The organism is Mesorhizobium sp. M7A.F.Ca.US.010.02.1.1 (genome assembly GCF_004023085.1).
Lineage (GTDB): Bacteria > Pseudomonadota > Alphaproteobacteria > Rhizobiales > Rhizobiaceae > Mesorhizobium.
In genome coordinates, this window is record NZ_RZRV01000070.1 from 1 (window position 1) to 17382 (window position 17382).

A 17382-nucleotide genomic window follows, 5' to 3' on the forward strand; every position below is an offset into this window, starting at 1 on the left:
TGGCGAAGGTGCCTTTGGCGAACTGAACGTCGGCTACGATCATGACTTCGGCAGCTGGGTCGCAGGCGTCATGGTCGATGCACGCTACTCCGGCATGACTTCCGAACTGGAGCTCGGCGGCGGATCGATCAACGTCGATACCGACTATGGGTTCGATGTGTTGGGCCGCGTCGGCATGAAGATGAACGAATCGACCCTTGCCTATGCGCTTGCCGGCTATAGCTGGCAGCATTTCGATCTGAACGCTTCCGATCCGATCGGCGACATTCTCGACTGGGGTTCCAGCGGTTTCTCGGTTGGTGGCGGCCTTGAAACGGCTCTGTCCAGCAACGTTACCGTCGGTCTCGAATATCGCTATTCGCAGTTCGCCAAGAAGGACTTTTCTTCGGAATTCGGCGCACCTGACGACACCCTTACCGCGACTTCCTCTTTCCACACCGTGCGTCTCGGCGCGAAGTACAAGTTCAACTAAAAGGCCCTCCAGCCAAACAGTTGCAGCCCGTCGGCCATGCCGGCGGGCTTTTTTGTTGCGCGGAATACCCCCGCGCAACAAAAAAGCGGAGCCAAAGCCCCGCTTCCTCGATGTCGAGATTTGCCGCCGGTTCATCCGCGGTCGGCAAATCGATCGACAATGGCTTTCTATCGCGATTATGGGACGGGAGTACGACAACTGTTCCCAGCGGCTAATCTCAGCCTCAAGCGCGCTCGATACGGCACTGGTAGCAATTGTTGCGCGCCGAACGGACATGGACGTAGGCGATCTCGTCGCGTTCGAACAGCGTCTCGGCCCGTGCAGCAATTGCCGTGGTCGGGATGACGCCGCCGCTGCCATAGACGATACGATCATCCCTGCCATAGCCGCGCACGATGTAGTCAGGGCTATCGAGAACCTCGGGCAGCGCCTCGCTCTCAGCGGCACCATCGCATTCCTCGGCATGCAGGAAGATCGGCCCCGTTTCGGCGTAGGGCTGAAGGCTAGGGAATGGCCTGTATGCCAGAACAAGGTAGGCGTCGCCGGCTCCTATATTCTTCAAGCAATGCCGGCAAGGCATGCCGTCACCGTCGGAGATCTTTCGCTCGGGCATTTGGCCATAAGCATCGATCCCGCCGCGCTGCAACGTCCTGACATCTTCGGTCGGCAAAGCTTTGAACTGGATGGTCATCGAAAAATCTCCGGTGTCGTGACTGGAAATTATGTCCTTGAACCCTCGCCGCCCACCCGATTCCTGCCAAATGTCGAAGAGCCGGTCGCCCCTCGGCGATCGGCTCTCATCAAGTCCCGTCGGAGCTGCGGCTCAACGGATGAAATCGTCGAAGCGGCGGAGCGTCACCCGGCGATTCTGCCAGTTTTCGGTCTGCGTCCGCACGAGCAAAAACTCCTCGCCGTAACCAACAGTTTCCAGGGCATGGCCGGGCACGCCGAATTCGCGCACCAATGTGCGCTTCAGCGAAGCGGCGCGCTGTTCGGACAGAGCCTGATTCGACTGGAAGGAGCCGACGGCGTCGGTATGGCCCTCGATCAGCACGCGGGCGCCGCGATCGCGGCGCAGGATGCGCCGCAGCGCGTCGGCAATGGTCTCGATCTTGTCGTATTGCGAACTGGAAATGGCCGCCGAACCGAAGGCGAAGTTGATCGACTGGATATCGATCGAGCGGGCCATGCGGCGCAAATCCGGGCGCCGCTTGAATTCGCGGATGGTGACGCGCTCGTTCGGCCGCAATTTCACACGCGGCGCCGCCTCGAGCTTCCGCTCGATCGTCGCGGCCGAAGGCGTTGTCGCCTGGGCTGCGGCCAGGCTTGGCATGGCAATTGCCGCGATCAGCGCGGCGGCAAGTGTACGGCGGGTCAGCATGTCTTCGTCTCCTTCGGCCTTGGCCGCATTGATGGTGCCGGCAACATGCCAAAAACAGCCTGAAGGGCCGATGAACGACGGGTTCAGATTCGAGCTGGTATTAGCTTCCGGCTAGGGCCGCATGACGCTGGCCGCGCGCTCGGTGAAAGGCAGCGGATGGACGATTTCCCTCTTTTGCGCCACCGGTGCGAAGCCGAGCTTCTGGTAAAGCGGCAGAGCCGCCGGATGATCGAGCGTGCAGGTCTGCACCGTCACCCGCTTCGGCCCATGCGACCATGCGGCAGCGATCGCGGAGCCCAGGAACCAGCGGCCGATGCCTTGCCCGGTCGCATGTTCCATCATGCCGAAATAGGCAAGCTCGACTTCCTCCGGCAGATGCGGCTTGAGGTCGAAGAAACCGGCGGGGGCGCCATCGAGGTAGAGCACCCTGATGTCACGGTCCTCGCGATGGATGCCGGCCGAAAGCTCGTCGTCATCCAGCCTCAGCACATTGACCCAGTGCCATTTGCGCCCCACCCGGTCCATCAGATAGCGGTAGAAATGCAGCGGAATGTCCTTGGTCTTCAGCAGCGCGACCTGACGGTTATACGGCACAGGCGGCGAATAGGCCGGCGGCACATGCATCTCGAGGAACGTCACCGTGACGTCAATGTCTTCCAGCGTGCCGTTTTCCATCGTCTTCATTCCTTGCCGGTCACCACAGGCGTGTCGGAAAGCCCGCCCCACTCCGTCCAGGAGCCGTCGTAAAGCCTGTTGTTCGTATGGCCAAGCGTTTCCAGCGCCAGCGTCACCACCGCCGCGGTAATACCGGAGCCACATGAAGTGACGACAGGTTTCGACAGATCGATGCCGGCCTCCTCGATCGCCTTGCGCAGGCGGTCCTTCGACAACAGCTCGCCATTTTCCGACAGCGCCGAATAGGGCAGATTGCGCGCGCCAGGCATATGGCCGGAGCGGATACCCGCGCGCGGCTCAGGTTCAGTGCCGATGAACCGGCCCGGCCCCCGGGCGTCGGCGATCTGGCTTGCCCCGGTGTCGACGATCCGGCGCATGTCGGCGAGGCTGGCGACGCGCCCGGGGTCGAAATCGGCATGAAACACGCTTGGCGCGATCTTGGTCGGCTCAGCCGTCACCGGCCTGCCGGCGGCTTTCCAGCCATCGAAGCCGCCATCCAGAATATAGGTCTGGAAGACGCCCATCACCCGGAACATCCACCACGCCCGGGGCGCCGAGAAGAAACCCGGACCATCATAGACGACGATGGTGTCATCGGCCGAAACACCCATGGCGCCGACATACTGGGCAAAATGCTGCGGCGACGGCAAGGTATGCGGCAGGGGCGAATCCGGGTCCGAAACGGCATCCTGATCGAGAAATCGTGCGCCCGGGATGTGGGCCGACTCATACTCGCCGCGCGCATCGCGCTTCTGCGCCGGGAGATACCAGGATGCGTCGATGATCGTCAGGCCCGGCTCGCCGAGACGTTGCTGCAGCCAGTCTGCGTCGACGGTGAAGGGGCTGTCCTCGGCCATTTTGTTCTCCTGCTCGCTTTTTGGCGATCACTGTCCTGTTCAGTTTGCCGGCATCGGCCCAAAGCGGATGCGGAAGCGCCGGTTCTCGCGGCCCTTCTTCTCGATCTTGCCGATGTGGATTTCGCCGACTTCGCCGGTGCTCTTCACATGGGTGCCGCCGCAGGGCTGGCTGTCCACCGAGGCGTTGTCGCCGATACAGACCAGGCGGATCTTGCCGGTGCCGACCGGCGGCCGGACGTTCTTGGATTTCACCAGGCCGGGATTGGCGGCCAGATCCTCGTCACTGATCAGCCTGACAAAGATCGGATGATCGGCCCGCACCAGGTCCATCAGCCCGGCAGTGACGTCCTCCTTGGTGAAGCCGGCATCCGGAGCGTCGAAATCGACACGGCTGTCGTCCTCGGAAACCGAGGCACCGGTGATCGGGAACGGGCAGACGACGGTAAGCAGGTGGCAAGCCGCATGCATGCGCATCAGGAGATGCCGCCGCTCCCAGTCGATCGCCAGCCTCAGCGCCTCGCCCACCTGCGGAACCGCCTGCTCCGGCGCTGGCACGTGTATGATCTCGTCCTTGGTCTCGCCGGTGAGGGTGGCGGCAATGGCGATGCGGCTGCCATCGCCGCGTTCGAGATACCCGGTATCGCCCGGTTGGCCACCCGAAGTGGCGTAGAAGATCGTGCGGTCGAGGATGATACCGCCGCGATCGTTGACGGCAACGACCGTTGCGTCCGCCGTCCGCAGGTAGGCATCGTCGCGAAACAGGGCGTCCGTCCTGTTTGCCATCACGCGACCTTTTCGAAAGGCACCGGAATTGTGCTCTTCAGCTCCATCCAGCCTGGCACCGGCAGCTGCTTCTCGCGCAGGAATTCCGGGTTGAACAGTTTTGATTGATAGCGCGTGCCATAATCACAAAGAATGGTCACGATGGTGTGGCCGGGACCCAATTCCCTGGCCAGACGGACCGCGCCGGCTATGTTGATGCCGGTCGAGCCGCCGACGCAAAGGCCCTCTTCCTGGATCAGGTCGAAGACGATCGGCAGCGCATCCTCATCGGGGATCTGGAATGAAAAATCCGGCGTGAACCCTTCGAGGTTGGCGGTGATGCGCCCCTGCCCGATGCCTTCGGTGATCGAGCTGCCTTCGGACTTCAGCTCGCCGCTGGTGTAGAAAGAATAGAGCGCGGCCCCCAGCGGATCGGCGAGCGCGATCTTCACATCCCGGCTTTTGGCTTTCAGTCCGGAGGCGACGCCGGCCAGCGTGCCGCCCGAACCGACCGCCGAGACAAAGCCGTCGACCTTGCCGCCGGTCTGGTTCCAGATTTCCTCCGCCGTGGTGCGGATATGGCCGTCACGGTTGGCGACATTGTCGAACTGGTTGGCCCAGATGGCGCCGTTCGGTTCTGTCTTTGCCAGTTGCTCGGCCAACCGCCCCGACAGTTTCACGTAATTGTTGGGATTCCTGTAGGGCACGGCCGGCACTTCGATCAGTTCGGCGCCGAGCAGTTTGATCGTGTCCTTCTTCTCCTGGCTCTGTGTGTCCGGGATGACGATGACGGTGCGATAGCCGAGCGCCTTGGCGACCAACGTCAGCCCGATGCCGGTATTGCCCGCCGTTCCCTCGACGATCACACCGCCGGGCTTCAGCAGCCCGCGCTTCTCGGCGTCGCGGATGATGAACAGGCCCGCGCGATCCTTGACCGACTGGCCCGGATTCATGAATTCGGCCTTGCCCAGGATCTCGCAACCGGTTTGTTCCGAAGCTTTGTTGAGGCGGATCAGAGGCGTGTTGCCGATCGCGTCGATCACAGAACGGGGCATTCAGGATTCCTTGTGTAGGTGCGCCGAAACCCTAGAAACCCGAAGCTGCGGTTTCAAGGCAAGAATTTGTCTGGTCCAGTCGCATTTGCAGTGCTGTTGTTGCGTCGGCGCTTCCCGAGGCTGGCCTCTTGCGCCACTGTTCATTTCCGGCTGACGTTGAAAAGCGGCTTTTCATTCGATTTCTTCACCGCTAGAGCAAAGCACCAACAAGTCGACAGGGCGCAGCATGACACTCTACCGGGCTAACCCGAAGCACGGCGTCGCCTGGATCACGGGCGGCTCAAGCGGCATCGGCCGTGCGCTGGCCAGGGATCTTGCGTCCCAGGGCTATGCCGTCGCGGTGACGGCGCTTGACGACGATCCGATCGACACGCTTGTCGTCGAGACCGCGCAGATGCCGGGCAGTGTCACGGCCTTTCCTTGCGATGTCACCGACGAGCCGCGCATGGCAAGAACCGTCGCCGCGATCGAGAAGGAACTCGGTCCCATCGTGCTCGCCATCTTCAATGCAGGGAACTACATTTCGACGCCGGGGGAGAATCTTGTCGTCAACGACTTTCGGCGGTCCTTCGAGGTCAATTATTTCGGCATCATCAACGGCCTCGTGCCCGCGGTCGAACGCATGCGTGTGCGGGCGCGCGGCCATGTCGTGCTGGTCGGCTCGGTGACATCCTATTTCGGCTGGCCGACAACGGCCGCCTATGGCGGCACCAAGGCGGCCATCAACATTCTGGCCGAGTCGCTGAAGTATGATTTCGACAAGATGAACGTGCGTATCCAGGTGTTCAATCCCGGCTTCATCGACACCCCGCTGACCGAGAAGAACATGCTGCCCATGCCGGGACTGATGCCGGTCAGCCGCGCATCGCGCCGCATGGCGCGGGGCATCAAGTCCGGCGGCTTCGAAGTCCATTTCCCGCGCCGGACAAGCTGGCCCCTGAAACTGCTCGGCCTGCTGCCGAGGCCGCTGTGCAGAGGGTTTATCAGCCTGATGACCAGTTGGAAGGCGCGGCCTCTGCATTACGACCGCAAGCCGCCGATCGAATAGGACGCCTGCGAAATTGGCAGGCTCCCCGTTTCGGGCCGCCATCGCCATGGTTGAGACAAGTGCCGCGTGGAGTCTGCGATGGGGCGACGGATCGTGCTTGCTGTGCTGGGCCTTGTCGCCATTCTCGCACTGGCCTTCGTGCTCGGCCCGCGCGTTCGCGTCGACACCACTATCCGTTTCGATCCCTCGCTCATCGCTGACGATCCGCAGGCCTATGTGGCAAAGGCGGAAGCCGCCATCCCCGGAATCCGTGACGGGCTGGAAAAAGAGATCGTCTGGGCCGATCCGTTGGTGCATGCCACGACCCCGCTGTCGATCGTCTACATCCACGGCTTTTCCGCATCGAAGGGCGAAATCCGCCCGCTGCCCGACGAAGTGGCGGAACAGCTTGACGCCAATCTCTTCTACACACGCCTTACCGGTCACGGGCAGGATGGCGCGGCGATGACGCAAGGCAGCTCAACGCCTGGATCAACGACTATGAGGAGGCACTCGCCATTGGCCGGGCGATCGGCGACAAAGTGATCGTCATCTCGACGTCGACCGGCGGCTCGCTGGCGGTCTGGGCGGCAACGCAGCCCGGTGCATCGGACGGGGTGGCGGCGATCGCGTTCATCTCGCCGAATTTCGGCGTCAAGGCTTCGGGCGCCGAGATCCTGACCATGCCGTGGGGCAAACAGATCGCCAGGCTGGTCGCCGGCAAGGAACACAGCTTCGTGCCGCGCAACGCGCTGCATGAAAAATTCTGGACCACCCGCTATCCGATCGAAGCGACCTTGCCGATGCAGGCGCTGACCGAGCTTGCCTATGGCGCGCCGGTGGAGAAGGCGACCACCCCTGCACTGTTCATCTTTTCTGATTCGGACAAAGTGGTGCGGGCCGATCGCACCCGCGAGATTGCCGGGCGCTGGGGGGCGCCGCATGAACTGGTTCCGGTCGACGACACCGGCGACCCGGACAATCACGTCATTGCCGGCGGCGCGCTGTCGCCATCGACCACGGCGTTTCTGGCGCAAAGGATCGCCGTCTGGATCGAAGCGGTGGTGAAGTAGGCAGACGAAAAAGGCGACCGAAGCATCGCTTCAGCCGCCCTTTCCTTGGTCTGTCCCGGCAGTCAGCCAGCCTGAGCTTGATTGACTACAGCGCTGCCTACTTACGCAGCCCGCGCCGCCGGACGCTTGCCGCCGAAGCGGCGCTTGTTGTTGCCCTTGAAGGCCGGCTTGGCGCCATCAGGCTTGCGCTCGCCTGCGAAGGCCGGCTTGTCGCCGAAGCGCTTCTTGCCAAAGCCGTTGTCCTTGTTCTCGCCACCGGGCCGCCTGCCGTCGCGACGGCCATTGCGGTCGTTGCGATCATTGGCCGGCTCGAATCGCTCGTTCTTTTCAGCCGGATTGCGCAGCGGATCGGGGCTGCCGAGATGGTCGGCAACGATCGGCAGCTTGGTGCGGATGATGCGCTCGACCTGGCGCAGCTTGCTGTTCTCGGAAGGATCGCAAAGCGTTATCGCGATGCCGTCCATGCCGTTGCGGCCGGTACGGCCGATGCGGTGGACGTAGCTCTCGGCTTCATCAGGCAGGTCGAAATTCACGACATGGCTGATGCCGGGCACGTCGATGCCGCGCGCCGCGATGTCGGTCGCCACCAGAATGCGCACCGAACCGTCGCGGAAATCGTTCAGCGCTTTCTGGCGGGCGTTCTGCGACTTGTTGCCGTGGATGACGGCGGCCTTGAAGCCGTCGCGCTCGAGGTCCTTGGTCACCCTGTCGGCACCATGCTTGGTGCGCGAAAAGATGATGACAGACTTCATCGCCTCGTCGGCGAGCATCGTCGACAACACCTGGCGCTTCTGCTTGGTGCGGGCAAAGACGACGCCCTGCACGATCTCGGCCGCCGCCGTGCTTTGCGGCGCGACTTCGACACGAATCGGGTTCTTCAGCAGGCCCTTGGCCAGTTCGGCGATTTCATTGGGCATGGTCGCCGAGAACAGCACCGTCTGACGGTCGGGCGCGGTCGCCTTGGCGATGCGCTTGACGTCGTTGATGAAGCCCATGTCGAGCATGCGGTCGCCTTCGTCCAGCACTAGCCATTTGGTGTCGGCAAGCACGAGGTCGCCCTCACGCACAAGATCGGTCAACCGGCCGGGCGTGGCGATCAGGATGTCGACGCCGGGAGCAACCTTCTTCACCTGGCTGAAGCGGGACACGCCGCCGAGCACGAGCGCGGTCGAGACATGCGCGCCCTTGGCGAGGATCTTGATCGTGTCTTCGATCTGCACGGCGAGTTCGCGCGTCGGCGCCAGAATCAGCGCACGTGCCGTCTTCGGCCGGCGCTTGGTGCCAAGCGCAATGATCTTCGACAGAATCGGCAGCGCGAAGGCCGCAGTCTTGCCGGAGCCGGTCTGGGCGATGCCGAAAATGTCACGGCCTTCCATCTGCGGCGGGATCGCCTGTGCCTGGATCGGCTTCGGCTCGGCGAAGCCGGCGTTGTGGGTGGCCTTGAGCAGCGCGCCCGTAATACCCAGTGCCGCGAAACCCGTGAGTTCCGCAGCGCTACCGGGCAAAGTGTTTTCGTTGGTCAAAATAATCTTCTTTCACGCGGCTTCTGGCCGCAAACATCGATGGCGGCAGGGCGCAACCTGCCGTCGAAAAATCTGTGATGAACGACAAGGCGGGCGGACGGGTTCGTCCACTCGGCTGCGCTGTCGTGCCCGCAGGCATCATGCCACGGGGCTTTTTCGCCGCTTTGTGATTTACCGGAAAAAGGGCCGATATACCGGAAAGAGGGAAAACAGACGCAACCAGTCTCATTCGTCGAGAAGGCCGGATTCGTTCCCGGCCCAAGCGCCTATGGGCTGCATATGGCTGAGTTCGCCCTCAATTGCAAGGGGCTTCATGTTGCAGCGCAGCAAAGCCCGTGGCGCAAGCGCCGCTTGCGCTCGCTTGCCGGCACGATTACGACGAAATGCCGCTGGCTTGGGAGGTAATCGATGAAAGACGTTCTCAAGGAACTCGAGCGCCGCCGCGAGATCGCCCGCATGGGCGGCGGCCAGGTCCGCATCGATGCCCAGCACAAGAAGGGCAAGCTCACCGCGCGCGAACGCATCGAGGTGTTTCTCGACGAGGGCTCGTTCGAGGAATTCGACATGTATGTCGAGCACCGCTCGACCGACTTCGGCATGGAGAACACCAAGATCGCCGGCGACGGCGTCGTCACCGGCTGGGGCACCGTCAACGGCCGCCCGGTCTACCTCTTCGCCAAGGACTTTACCGTATTCGGCGGCTCGCTGTCGGAAGCGCATGCCGAGAAGGTCATCAAGGTGCAGGAGATGGCGCTCCGCAACCGGGCGCCGATCATCGGCCTCTACGATGCTGGCGGCGCGCGCATCCAGGAAGGCGTGGCAGCACTCGGCGGCTATGCCGAGATTTTTCAGCGCAACGTGCTGGCCTCAGGCGTCATTCCGCAGATTTCCGTCATCATGGGACCGTGCGCCGGCGGCGACGTCTATTCGCCTGCCATGACCGACTTCATCTTCATGGTGCGCGACACTTCCTACATGTTCGTTACTGGGCCGGATGTGGTGAAGACCGTGACCAACGAGACGGTGACCGCCGAGAGCCTCGGCGGCGCCTCCGTCCACACGACGAAATCCTCGATCGCCGACGGCGCCTATGACAATGACGTCGAGGCGCTGTTGCAGATGCGCCGGCTGGTCGACCTGTTGCCGGCCTCCAACACGTCGGAGCTTCCCGAGATCGAATGCTACCAGTCGGTCACCGACCATGATTTGTCGCTCGACCGGCTGATTCCCGACAACGCCAACAAGCCCTACGACATCAAGGAACTGATCCTGAAGGTCGCCGACGAAGGCGACTTCTTCGAGATCCAGCAGAACTTCGCCAAGAACATCGTCACCGGGTTCGGGCGCGTCGAGGGCCGCACCGTCGGCTTCGTCGCCAACCAGCCGATGGTATTGGCCGGCGTGCTCGATTCCGACGCCAGCCGCAAGGCGGCCCGTTTCGTGCGCTTCTGCGATTGTTTTTCGATCCCGATCGTCACCTTCGTCGATGTCCCCGGCTTCCTGCCCGGCACCGCGCAGGAATATGGCGGGCTGATCAAGCATGGCGCGAAACTCCTGTTCGCCTATGCCGAGGCCACCGTGCCGAAGATCACCGTCATCACCCGCAAAGCCTATGGCGGCGCCTATGACGTGATGGCGTCAAAGCATCTTCGCGGCGACATGAACTACGCCTGGCCGACGGCGCAGATCGCGGTGATGGGAGCCAGGGGAGCGGTCGAGATCATCTACCGCAAGGACATCGGTGACGCCGAAAAGATCGCAGCCCACACAAAGGCTTACGAGGATCGCTTCCTGTCGCCCTTCGTCGCCGCCGAGCGCGGCTATGTCGACGAGGTGATCATGCCGCACTCGACCCGCCGCCGCATCGCGCGCGCGCTGCGCATGCTGCGCAACAAGGACATGCAGAACCCCTGGAAGAAGCACGACAACATCCCGCTGTGAGGCGTGGCTGGGCATCTATCCGAGGAGGTAACCGTCGGGCAGCTCACTCCTCTTCCGCCGCACCAAACCCCGCTCCCATCGTGGCACGGACAGGGCTGCCCCATGGCGTTGCGTGGTTGTCGATGCGCATCTGGAAGATGAAATAGGTCGGCGAGCAGAAGCCGATGCCTTTCACCTTGCCGATGCCCGGCGTGTCCGGCGGCAGCGACTGGCACATATAGTCCTCGCGGCAGAAATGATCGGCCGAACAGGCCGGCCGGTTGCCGCGATTGACAGCGCCGCCAAGACATTGGTCGAAATTGTTGGTGGCCACGCAGATGTCGAATTTCTTGCCGCCGACCAGCCCGCAGATTTCATTCGGCATCGGCTTGCCGGCTTTGAAGGCCGCGAAAGCACGGTCCTTGTCGTCGCAGCCGCGATAGGCGATGCCTCCAGGCACGCCGATCTTCGGCGGACGGCAGGTGTAGGCGGTACGGGAAATGTCCGGGGCGAAGGCCGCGAACTGGCCCGATCTGCTGTAGCGGTCGTTGAAGGGCTGCGCCGCGTTGCTGGCGATCGAGCCGGTCAGGCAGGGATGGCCGGAAAACATTTTTTCGCTGTCCTTGGGCAGCAGGCATTGCGCCAGTTTCGTGTGCACGCCCGAAGCGGTGGCCAGCGGCGTGCAGATGGTATCACTGCTGCACTGCCAGGTCGCGCCGAAGCGGGTCGCATCTTCCTGCATCAGGCACGGCATGGCCATCTCCGCCGGCGCGTAATCGACCGCGCCGGCGTTCGTCCAGACCGCCGGCGGCGCAAAGGAGAGCGGACGGAAGCGGTTCGGCTGCTTGCCTTCGGCCGTGGCGGCCAGCCACGCCTGGCGCCGCGGGATCTCGGCATGAAGATGCGGCGAAACCCCGACCTCGATGCGGTTCAACGGCGATGTCGTCTTGTCGTCTAGCCCGATGAAATGGAAACCGGCGGTCGAACCGGCCTGATGGCACCCCTGGCAGGCGCCATTGTCCAATCGTTCGACCAGCGCTTCCGGCGTGCGCACGAGTTTCAGCGCGGAATAATCGAGCGATGCGAATTCCTCAGGTTGGAATAATTGCGTAAACGGGTGATTGGCCTGCCGCGCACTGCCGAAGGTCGACCATGAAATAATCTTTCTGGCCAGGAACTCGTCGGGAATTTCATAAACGCCTTCATCGACCGCCGGCAGATTGGCGCCGACATAGGCGGCAAGCCGTGCTTTCAGCGCCGCGTCCTGCGAGAGCCGTGCGGTGTCGGGCGTGTTCTCCAGCGGCTTCTCGCTGATAGCAGCGCCATCGATGCCGAATACCCGCATGAGATAGGCGGCTTGGCCACCGAACTCGGTTTCCTGTCCGGAGGGGAAGCGCACCACCTGCGCGTTGAGCTCCAGCTGCTTGAAGGTCAGCCCGGCCTTCTCCAGCGGCCCGCCGGTCAGCCAGCCGGCATCGACGCTCTCGTCAAGCTGTGGCGTCCAGCGTCCGGCAGTACCGACGCAGCCGCCGTCGGCATCGGGCGCGGCGCTGTAGACGGCATTGAAATTGAACGGCAGGCGCGATGCCAGCAGCTTGCCGTTCTTGCGAAAACTGTAGGCCAGGCGGTAGACGAAGCGCACCTCGCCGCAGTTCCTGTCGCCTTGCAGCCGCGTGAAATCGCGACGGTCGAGCCGGTTGACGATGCCGACCAACCGGAGGCGCGCGGCATCGGTCTTCAGCCAGCGCATGTCCATGATGCGGCCGACATTGCCGTCGGTTATCTCGTAGAGCGGCCGCCCACCGGCTTTCATCTCGGCGCGCAATGCCGCAACATCAGAGGCAACGATGTCGACGATGGCGTGATAGGCGGGTGCCTCGTCGTAAAGCGTCTTTAGACCGTCCTCGCCGTCGACGCCGAAAACGTCGACGAAGCCGAAACCCTTGGCATCGAGTGCGGCGAGCACCGCCGGATCGTCGACGATGATCAAAGGGCCCTCGGCGCGCGCCGTCGACGCCACGAAGACGGCAAAGACTGTGGCAAGCAGCAGAGCCAGGGCGCGGTTCATGGAACAGCCATGCGCGCGTCGAAGAGTTCACGCAACACCGGCAGCAGCGCCAGCGGCAGATCCTCGGCGATCAAGCCGGGTCCGAACCGGCTGCCGGCTTCGGCATGCAGCCACACCGCCGCGCAGGTGCCCTCCAAGGGAGGCATGCCTTGTGCGAGCAAACCGGCAATGATGCCCGACAGCACGTCGCCTGACCCGGCTGTGGCCAGCCACGGTGCACCGTTGGAGTTGATCGCCGCTTTGCCATCGGGCGCTGCTATGACCGTGTCGGCGCCCTTGTAGACGATGACGGCATTGGCCCGCGCTGCGGCCGCCCGCGCCTTGTCCAATTTCGACATGGTTTTGTCCCCGGCGATATCTGGGAACAAGCGGCCGAATTCACCCTCATGCGGCGTGATCACCAACGCTGGCGCGTTCAGGTGACGGGCGGCTTCGAACAGCGACTGCGGCTGATGGGCCATAGATGTAATGGCGTCAGCATCAAGCACGATCGCTCCTCCGTGGTTTGCGGTTTGCGATGCGCGTGCACCCTCCGCCAAGGTCTTGATCAGTTGCAGGGCGAAATCGCCGACCTTGGGCTTTGGCCCGAGCCCCGGTCCAAACACCAGCGCCTCGGGATGGCGCGCCGTCAGAAATTCCTGCACCTCCTCAAGTGACCCCGCCTCTCGCAGCATGATCGAGGTCAGGTGTGTCGCGTTCACCTGCATGGCATTGCCAGGCGACAGCACGGTGACCGCCCCTGCCCCGCATCTAGCGGCGGCCATCGCCGACAGCCGCGCCGCGCCGGTAGCACTGGGACCGCCGGAAAAGACGCCGACATGGCCGCGCTTGTATTTGTGCGCATCGACCGCCGGCAGGGGAAATTCCCGCAACCACAGGTCCGGCACATTCTCGAAGGTCGAGACAGCGAGCTGGGCGATGATGCCGTCATCGATGCCGATATCGGCGAGCACGATTTCACCGCATTGCCCGCGCCCCGGCAGCAGCAAGTGGCCGGGCTTTTTCCGCGCGAAGGTGACGGTGACCTCGGCACGAAACGCCCTGCCCAATATTTCGCCGCTGGCACCTGAGACGCCCGACGGCAGGTCGATCGCGACCACAGGCAGGCGCAGGGCTGTTACGGTATCGACGGCCTTCGCGGCATCGCCGGAAAGCGGCTTGGACAGCCCTGCCCCATAGAGCGCGTCGATCACGATCGAGCCGAACTCGGCGTCGAAATCAGACAGCGGCCGGGACTTGATCAGTGATTCCGCGGCGGCGAGCGCCGCATCGCTTTCCGGCCTCGGCGCTCCGGATGACCAGATCGTTGTGCCGACGCCGCTGGCGGCCAGGAGGCGTGCGACGACATAGCCATCGCCGCCATTGTTGCCGGGCCCGCACAGCACATGGATGTGCTTTGCCGAGGGATAGCGCTTGAGAACCTCGGCCGCGACCGCTGCGCCCGCGCGCCGCATCAGGCCGATGCCGTCGGCCGGACCGGCCGCGATCGTCAGCCGATCAGCCGCGGTCATTTCGGCGGGGACAAGAAGTTCGTTGCTCATGGATTGCCGATCCGCATGCTATCAAGCATTGTCCAATTTCGATCCTAAGCAAACAAGGGGGAGTTGCCGAGATCTGCAGCCATAACGTCGGGACGAAGGCATCGCGGGCAGAAAATTGCCTGCGGGATAGGCGATGTGCCTGATTTTTGTGCGGACGCGGGTGTTGGCGCTGTGTAGGCTCTGGCAGCCCATGCCGCTTCCGGTGCAGTGAATGACGCGAATTTGCATCCCGGTGCGGCGCGGCTTTGAAATCTTATGAGACCGCTTAGAATCCGCTGAATTGGCACAGTTCGTGCTTGATGGAGGCGCAAGCGGGGGGTCACAACCCGTTTTTTTGGCAGTGGAGGCCACTTTTTACATGAAAAAGATCGAAGCGATCATCAAGCCATTCAAGCTGGACGAAGTGAAGGAAGCGCTTCAGGAAGCCGGACTGCAAGGCATCACTGTCACCGAGGCAAAAGGCTTCGGTCGTCAGAAGGGCCACACCGAACTCTATCGCGGCGCCGAATATGTCGTCGATTTCCTGCCCAAGGTGAAGATCGAGGTCGTGCTTGGCGACGACGCGGTCGAAGGCGCCATTGAGGCCATCCGCAAGGCGGCCCAGACGGGCCGCATCGGTGACGGCAAGATCTTCGTTTCCAATATCGAGGAAGTTGTGCGAATCCGTACCGGCGAAACGGGCATGGACGCGGTCTGACCTGACCCGGCCATCCTCCTGAAAACGTCATCAACAAAAAACGTCATCAAACAGGGATACATGACATGACGACAGCCAAAGACATCATGAAGCAGATCAAGGACAACGACGTGAAATTCGTCGACCTGCGCTTCACAGACCCGAAGGGCAAGCTGCAACACGTGACGATGGATGTCATCGAGGTCGAGGAAGACATGTTCGCCGATGGCGTGATGTTCGACGGCTCGTCGATTGCCGGCTGGAAGGCCATCAACGAGTCTGACATGGTGCTGATGCCCGATCCGGACACGGTTCACATGGACCCGTTCTTCGCGCAGTCGACCATGGTCATCCTGTGCGACATCCTCGATCCGGTTTCGGGTGAATCCTACAACCGCGATCCGCGCGGTACGGCCAAGAAGGCCGAGGCCTACATGAAGGCGGAAGGTATCGGCGACACCATCTATGTCGGCCCGGAAGCCGAGTTCTTCGTGTTCGACGACGTCAAGTACAAGGCCGATCCCTACAACACCGGATTCAAGCTCGACTCCACGGAACTGCCGTCGAACGACGACACCGACTACGAGACCGGCAATCTCGGCCACCGTCCGCGCGTCAAGGGCGGCTACTTCCCGGTGCCGCCGATCGACAGCGCGCAGGACATGCGCTCGGAAATGCTGACCGTGCTCGCCGAGATGGGCGTGCGCGTCGAAAAGCATCACCATGAGGTGGCGGCGGCCCAGCACGAACTCGGCATCAAGTTCGACGCACTGGTGCGCAACGCCGACAAGATGCTGATCTACAAATATGTCGTCCACCAGGTCGCCAACGCCTATGGCAAGACGGCCACCTTCATGCCGAAGCCGATCTTCGGCGACAACGGCTCGGGCATGCACGTCCACATGTCGATCTGGAAGAACGGCAAGCCGACCTTCGCCGGCAATGAATATGCAGGTCTGTCGGAAAACTGCCTCTTCTTCATTGGCGGCGTCATCAAGCATGCCAAGGCGATCAACGCCTTTACCAACCCGCTGACCAATTCCTACAAGCGCCTGGTGCCGGGTTACGAAGCGCCGGTTCTGCTCGCCTATTCGGCGCGCAACCGCTCGGCGTCCTGCCGCATCCCGTTCGGCTCGTCGCCGAAGGCCAAGCGCGTCGAGGTCCGCTTTCCCGATCCGGGCGCGAATCCCTACCTCGCCTTCTCCGCCCTGCTGATGGCCGGCCTCGACGGCATCAAGAACAAGATCCATCCCGGCCAGCCGATGGACAAGGATCTCTACGACCTGCCGCCGAAGGAGTTGAAAAAGATCCCGACCGTCTGCGGTTCGCTGCGAGAAGCCCTGCAGAGCCTCGACAAGGACCGTGGCTTCCTGAAGGCTGGCGGCGTCTTCGACGACGACCAGATCGACAGCTACATCGAGCTGAAGATGGCCGAAGTGATGCGCTTCGAAATGACCCCGCATCCGGTCGAATACGACATGTACTACTCCGTCTGAGGCTTCAATCTCAGCCTAAGATTCGCCATAACCAAGCCCTTGAAAGACTTCCCTCTTTCAAGGGCTTTTTGCTGCGCTCCAATAGGAATTGCCAGCCGACCGGCATGTCTCGCCTGCGCGGCAGCCGCATGCGCGCCCGTATCCGCCTTTCGTCTTCGGCGATCGCACGATGCCCGGATTCTTGGACCTACGGTCCATCGGAGCGGCCGGCTTGAGCGTCGGTCCGGTGACTTCAATCACTACTCGGCGATGTCCAGTGAAGATCAAGGCGGCCGCTCGGTCGCCAACGTTGGAGCCAGGAGCGAGCGGAGCACTGTCTCAGGCTACAGTGACCGCTCGTCCGGCGCCCACGCCAATGCCGCCGTTCAGAAAACCCCGCCCGTCCGAACAGCATTGCGTGACGTAACCCCAAGGCCTGCGAATACGCATGCCGTAGCGTGATCTGTCAACGTCGCAAGCCGGGCCGCGAATGGCCGATTCCGCTGTATGAACAGATGCTTATGGAAGGCCCTTTGCCCCGGATAAGGGCTGGAAAAGGCGCTTTTCCGGGCTTTATAGCGAGTGATCGCCGGAGGCTCACATGGCTGCGGCAAGAACTCCCGGGCGATTTGCGACCGCGTGAATTCCCTGACTTTTTCTGGGTATGTTTTCCCAGGAATGCCGTCAGCCGGGTAACGGCCAAAAAAAAGAACCCCGGCGCGAAATGAACTGACCCCTTAAAGTTGGACAGTTTAAGGTGGCGGCAGATTTAAGGGCTGGGTTCTGTATTGCACAGGGCTCAGCCCTTTCAGTTTCAGTTTGATGCGATCATGATTGTAGTAGTGGATGTAATCCTCGATGCTGGCCTTGAGGCTCT

The 17382-nt window shown here is 62.4% G+C and carries 15 protein-coding genes and 1 pseudogene; 6 read left to right on the plus strand and 10 right to left on the minus strand.

Annotated elements, in window-relative coordinates:
* Positions 1-472, plus strand: a 472-nt coding sequence (locus EOA19_RS33510; protein WP_164893114.1) for an outer membrane beta-barrel protein, incomplete at its 5' end; no start/stop codon positions are given.
* 223 nt (positions 473-695) lie between these two features.
* Here EOA19_RS33510 and EOA19_RS33515 read toward each other — a convergent pair.
* The 6 genes from EOA19_RS33515 to EOA19_RS33540 form a co-directional block, all read right to left on the minus strand.
* Positions 696-1163: a DUF1203 domain-containing protein gene (locus EOA19_RS33515; RefSeq protein WP_128305997.1), complete on the minus strand. Its 468-nt coding sequence runs from the start codon at positions 1161-1163 to the stop codon at positions 696-698.
* Between the two features lie 132 nt (positions 1164-1295).
* A complete protein-coding gene (locus tag EOA19_RS33520; protein ID WP_128305998.1) occupies positions 1296-1853 on the minus strand; it encodes an OmpA family protein in 558 nt (185 codons plus the stop codon).
* 111 nt (positions 1854-1964) lie between these two features.
* Positions 1965-2528 (minus strand): GNAT family N-acetyltransferase, encoded by a 564-nt coding sequence (locus tag EOA19_RS33525; protein WP_023812061.1) that lies wholly within the window; start codon positions 2526-2528, stop codon positions 1965-1967.
* Between the two features lie 5 nt (positions 2529-2533).
* Complete coding sequence (sseA, locus tag EOA19_RS33530; protein WP_128305999.1) at positions 2534-3385, minus strand: 3-mercaptopyruvate sulfurtransferase; 852 nt, start codon at positions 3383-3385, stop codon at positions 2534-2536.
* 39 nt (positions 3386-3424) lie between these two features.
* Positions 3425-4168, minus strand: coding sequence for an alanyl-tRNA editing protein (locus EOA19_RS33535; protein WP_128306000.1), 744 nt, complete (start codon positions 4166-4168; stop codon positions 3425-3427).
* The gene (locus tag EOA19_RS33540) at positions 4168-5202 is read right to left on the minus strand and encodes a cysteine synthase A (RefSeq protein WP_128306001.1); all 1035 of its coding nucleotides are present in this window, start codon (positions 5200-5202) and stop codon (positions 4168-4170) included. The genes EOA19_RS33535 and EOA19_RS33540 overlap by 1 nt, the downstream gene beginning before the upstream one ends.
* Before the next feature lie 226 nt (positions 5203-5428).
* Here EOA19_RS33540 and EOA19_RS33545 point away from each other — a divergent pair, with 226 nt between their 5' ends.
* Both EOA19_RS33545 and EOA19_RS33550 read left to right on the plus strand, forming a co-directional pair.
* Positions 5429-6250 carry an SDR family oxidoreductase gene (locus EOA19_RS33545; RefSeq protein ID WP_023812065.1) on the plus strand — a complete coding sequence of 274 codons (822 nt, stop codon included), beginning with the start codon at positions 5429-5431 and terminating at the stop codon, positions 6248-6250.
* Positions 6251-6328: 78 nt separating this feature from the next.
* Positions 6329-7302 (plus strand): annotated as a pseudogene (locus EOA19_RS33550) (alpha/beta fold hydrolase).
* Positions 7303-7403: 101 nt separating this feature from the next.
* On the opposite strand, the gene EOA19_RS33555 reads toward EOA19_RS33550, so the two are convergent.
* Entirely contained in the window at positions 7404-8825 is a 1422-nt protein-coding gene (locus tag EOA19_RS33555) for a DEAD/DEAH box helicase (protein ID WP_128306002.1), read from the minus strand.
* 408 nt (positions 8826-9233) lie between these two features.
* Here EOA19_RS33555 and EOA19_RS33560 point away from each other — a divergent pair, with 408 nt between their 5' ends.
* Complete coding sequence (locus EOA19_RS33560; RefSeq protein ID WP_023812067.1) at positions 9234-10766, plus strand: acyl-CoA carboxylase subunit beta; 1533 nt, start codon at positions 9234-9236, stop codon at positions 10764-10766.
* A gap of 43 nt (positions 10767-10809) precedes the next feature.
* Here the strand turns inward: EOA19_RS33560 and EOA19_RS33565 are convergent, their stop codons facing one another.
* Together EOA19_RS33565 and EOA19_RS33570 are read right to left on the minus strand one after the other, a co-directional pair.
* Complete coding sequence (locus tag EOA19_RS33565) at positions 10810-12813, minus strand: hypothetical protein (protein WP_128306003.1); 2004 nt, start codon at positions 12811-12813, stop codon at positions 10810-10812.
* Positions 12810-14354 (minus strand): NAD(P)H-hydrate dehydratase, encoded by a 1545-nt coding sequence (locus tag EOA19_RS33570; protein ID WP_128306004.1) that lies wholly within the window; start codon positions 14352-14354, stop codon positions 12810-12812. The genes EOA19_RS33565 and EOA19_RS33570 overlap by 4 nt, the downstream gene beginning before the upstream one ends.
* Before the next feature lie 358 nt (positions 14355-14712).
* Here EOA19_RS33570 and EOA19_RS33575 point away from each other — a divergent pair, with 358 nt between their 5' ends.
* Together EOA19_RS33575 and glnA are read left to right on the plus strand one after the other, a co-directional pair.
* Entirely contained in the window at positions 14713-15051 is a 339-nt protein-coding gene (locus tag EOA19_RS33575; RefSeq protein WP_006205430.1) for a P-II family nitrogen regulator, read from the plus strand.
* A gap of 65 nt (positions 15052-15116) precedes the next feature.
* Positions 15117-16526: a type I glutamate--ammonia ligase gene (glnA, locus tag EOA19_RS33580; protein ID WP_128306005.1), complete on the plus strand. Its 1410-nt coding sequence runs from the start codon at positions 15117-15119 to the stop codon at positions 16524-16526.
* 731 nt (positions 16527-17257) lie between these two features.
* Here the strand turns inward: glnA and EOA19_RS33590 are convergent.
* On the minus strand, positions 17258-17382 hold a 125-nt coding region (locus EOA19_RS33590; protein ID WP_164892907.1), incomplete at its 5' end, for an IS3 family transposase.

Bases quoted from the DNA above. Each gene is read 5' to 3' on its own strand.
- EOA19_RS33545 (WP_023812065.1), top strand. From the start codon at position 5,429: ATGACACTCTACCGGGCTAACCCGAAGCACGGCGTCGCCTGGATCACG.
- sseA (WP_128305999.1), bottom strand. From the start codon at position 3,385: ATGGCCGAGGACAGCCCCTTCACCGTCGACGCAGACTGGCTGCAGCAA.
- EOA19_RS33525 (WP_023812061.1), bottom strand. From the start codon at position 2,528: ATGGAAAACGGCACGCTGGAAGACATTGACGTCACGGTGACGTTCCTC.
- EOA19_RS33515 (WP_128305997.1), bottom strand. From the start codon at position 1,163: ATGACCATCCAGTTCAAAGCTTTGCCGACCGAAGATGTCAGGACGTTG.
- EOA19_RS33575 (WP_006205430.1), top strand. From the start codon at position 14,713: ATGAAAAAGATCGAAGCGATCATCAAGCCATTCAAGCTGGACGAAGTG.
- EOA19_RS33570 (WP_128306004.1), bottom strand. From the start codon at position 14,354: ATGAGCAACGAACTTCTTGTCCCCGCCGAAATGACCGCGGCTGATCGG.
- EOA19_RS33540 (WP_128306001.1), bottom strand. From the start codon at position 5,202: ATGCCCCGTTCTGTGATCGACGCGATCGGCAACACGCCTCTGATCCGC.
- EOA19_RS33560 (WP_023812067.1), top strand. From the start codon at position 9,234: ATGAAAGACGTTCTCAAGGAACTCGAGCGCCGCCGCGAGATCGCCCGC.
- EOA19_RS33565 (WP_128306003.1), bottom strand. From the start codon at position 12,813: ATGAACCGCGCCCTGGCTCTGCTGCTTGCCACAGTCTTTGCCGTCTTC.
- glnA (WP_128306005.1), top strand. From the start codon at position 15,117: ATGACGACAGCCAAAGACATCATGAAGCAGATCAAGGACAACGACGTG.
- EOA19_RS33535 (WP_128306000.1), bottom strand. From the start codon at position 4,168: ATGGCAAACAGGACGGACGCCCTGTTTCGCGACGATGCCTACCTGCGG.
- EOA19_RS33520 (WP_128305998.1), bottom strand. From the start codon at position 1,853: ATGCTGACCCGCCGTACACTTGCCGCCGCGCTGATCGCGGCAATTGCC.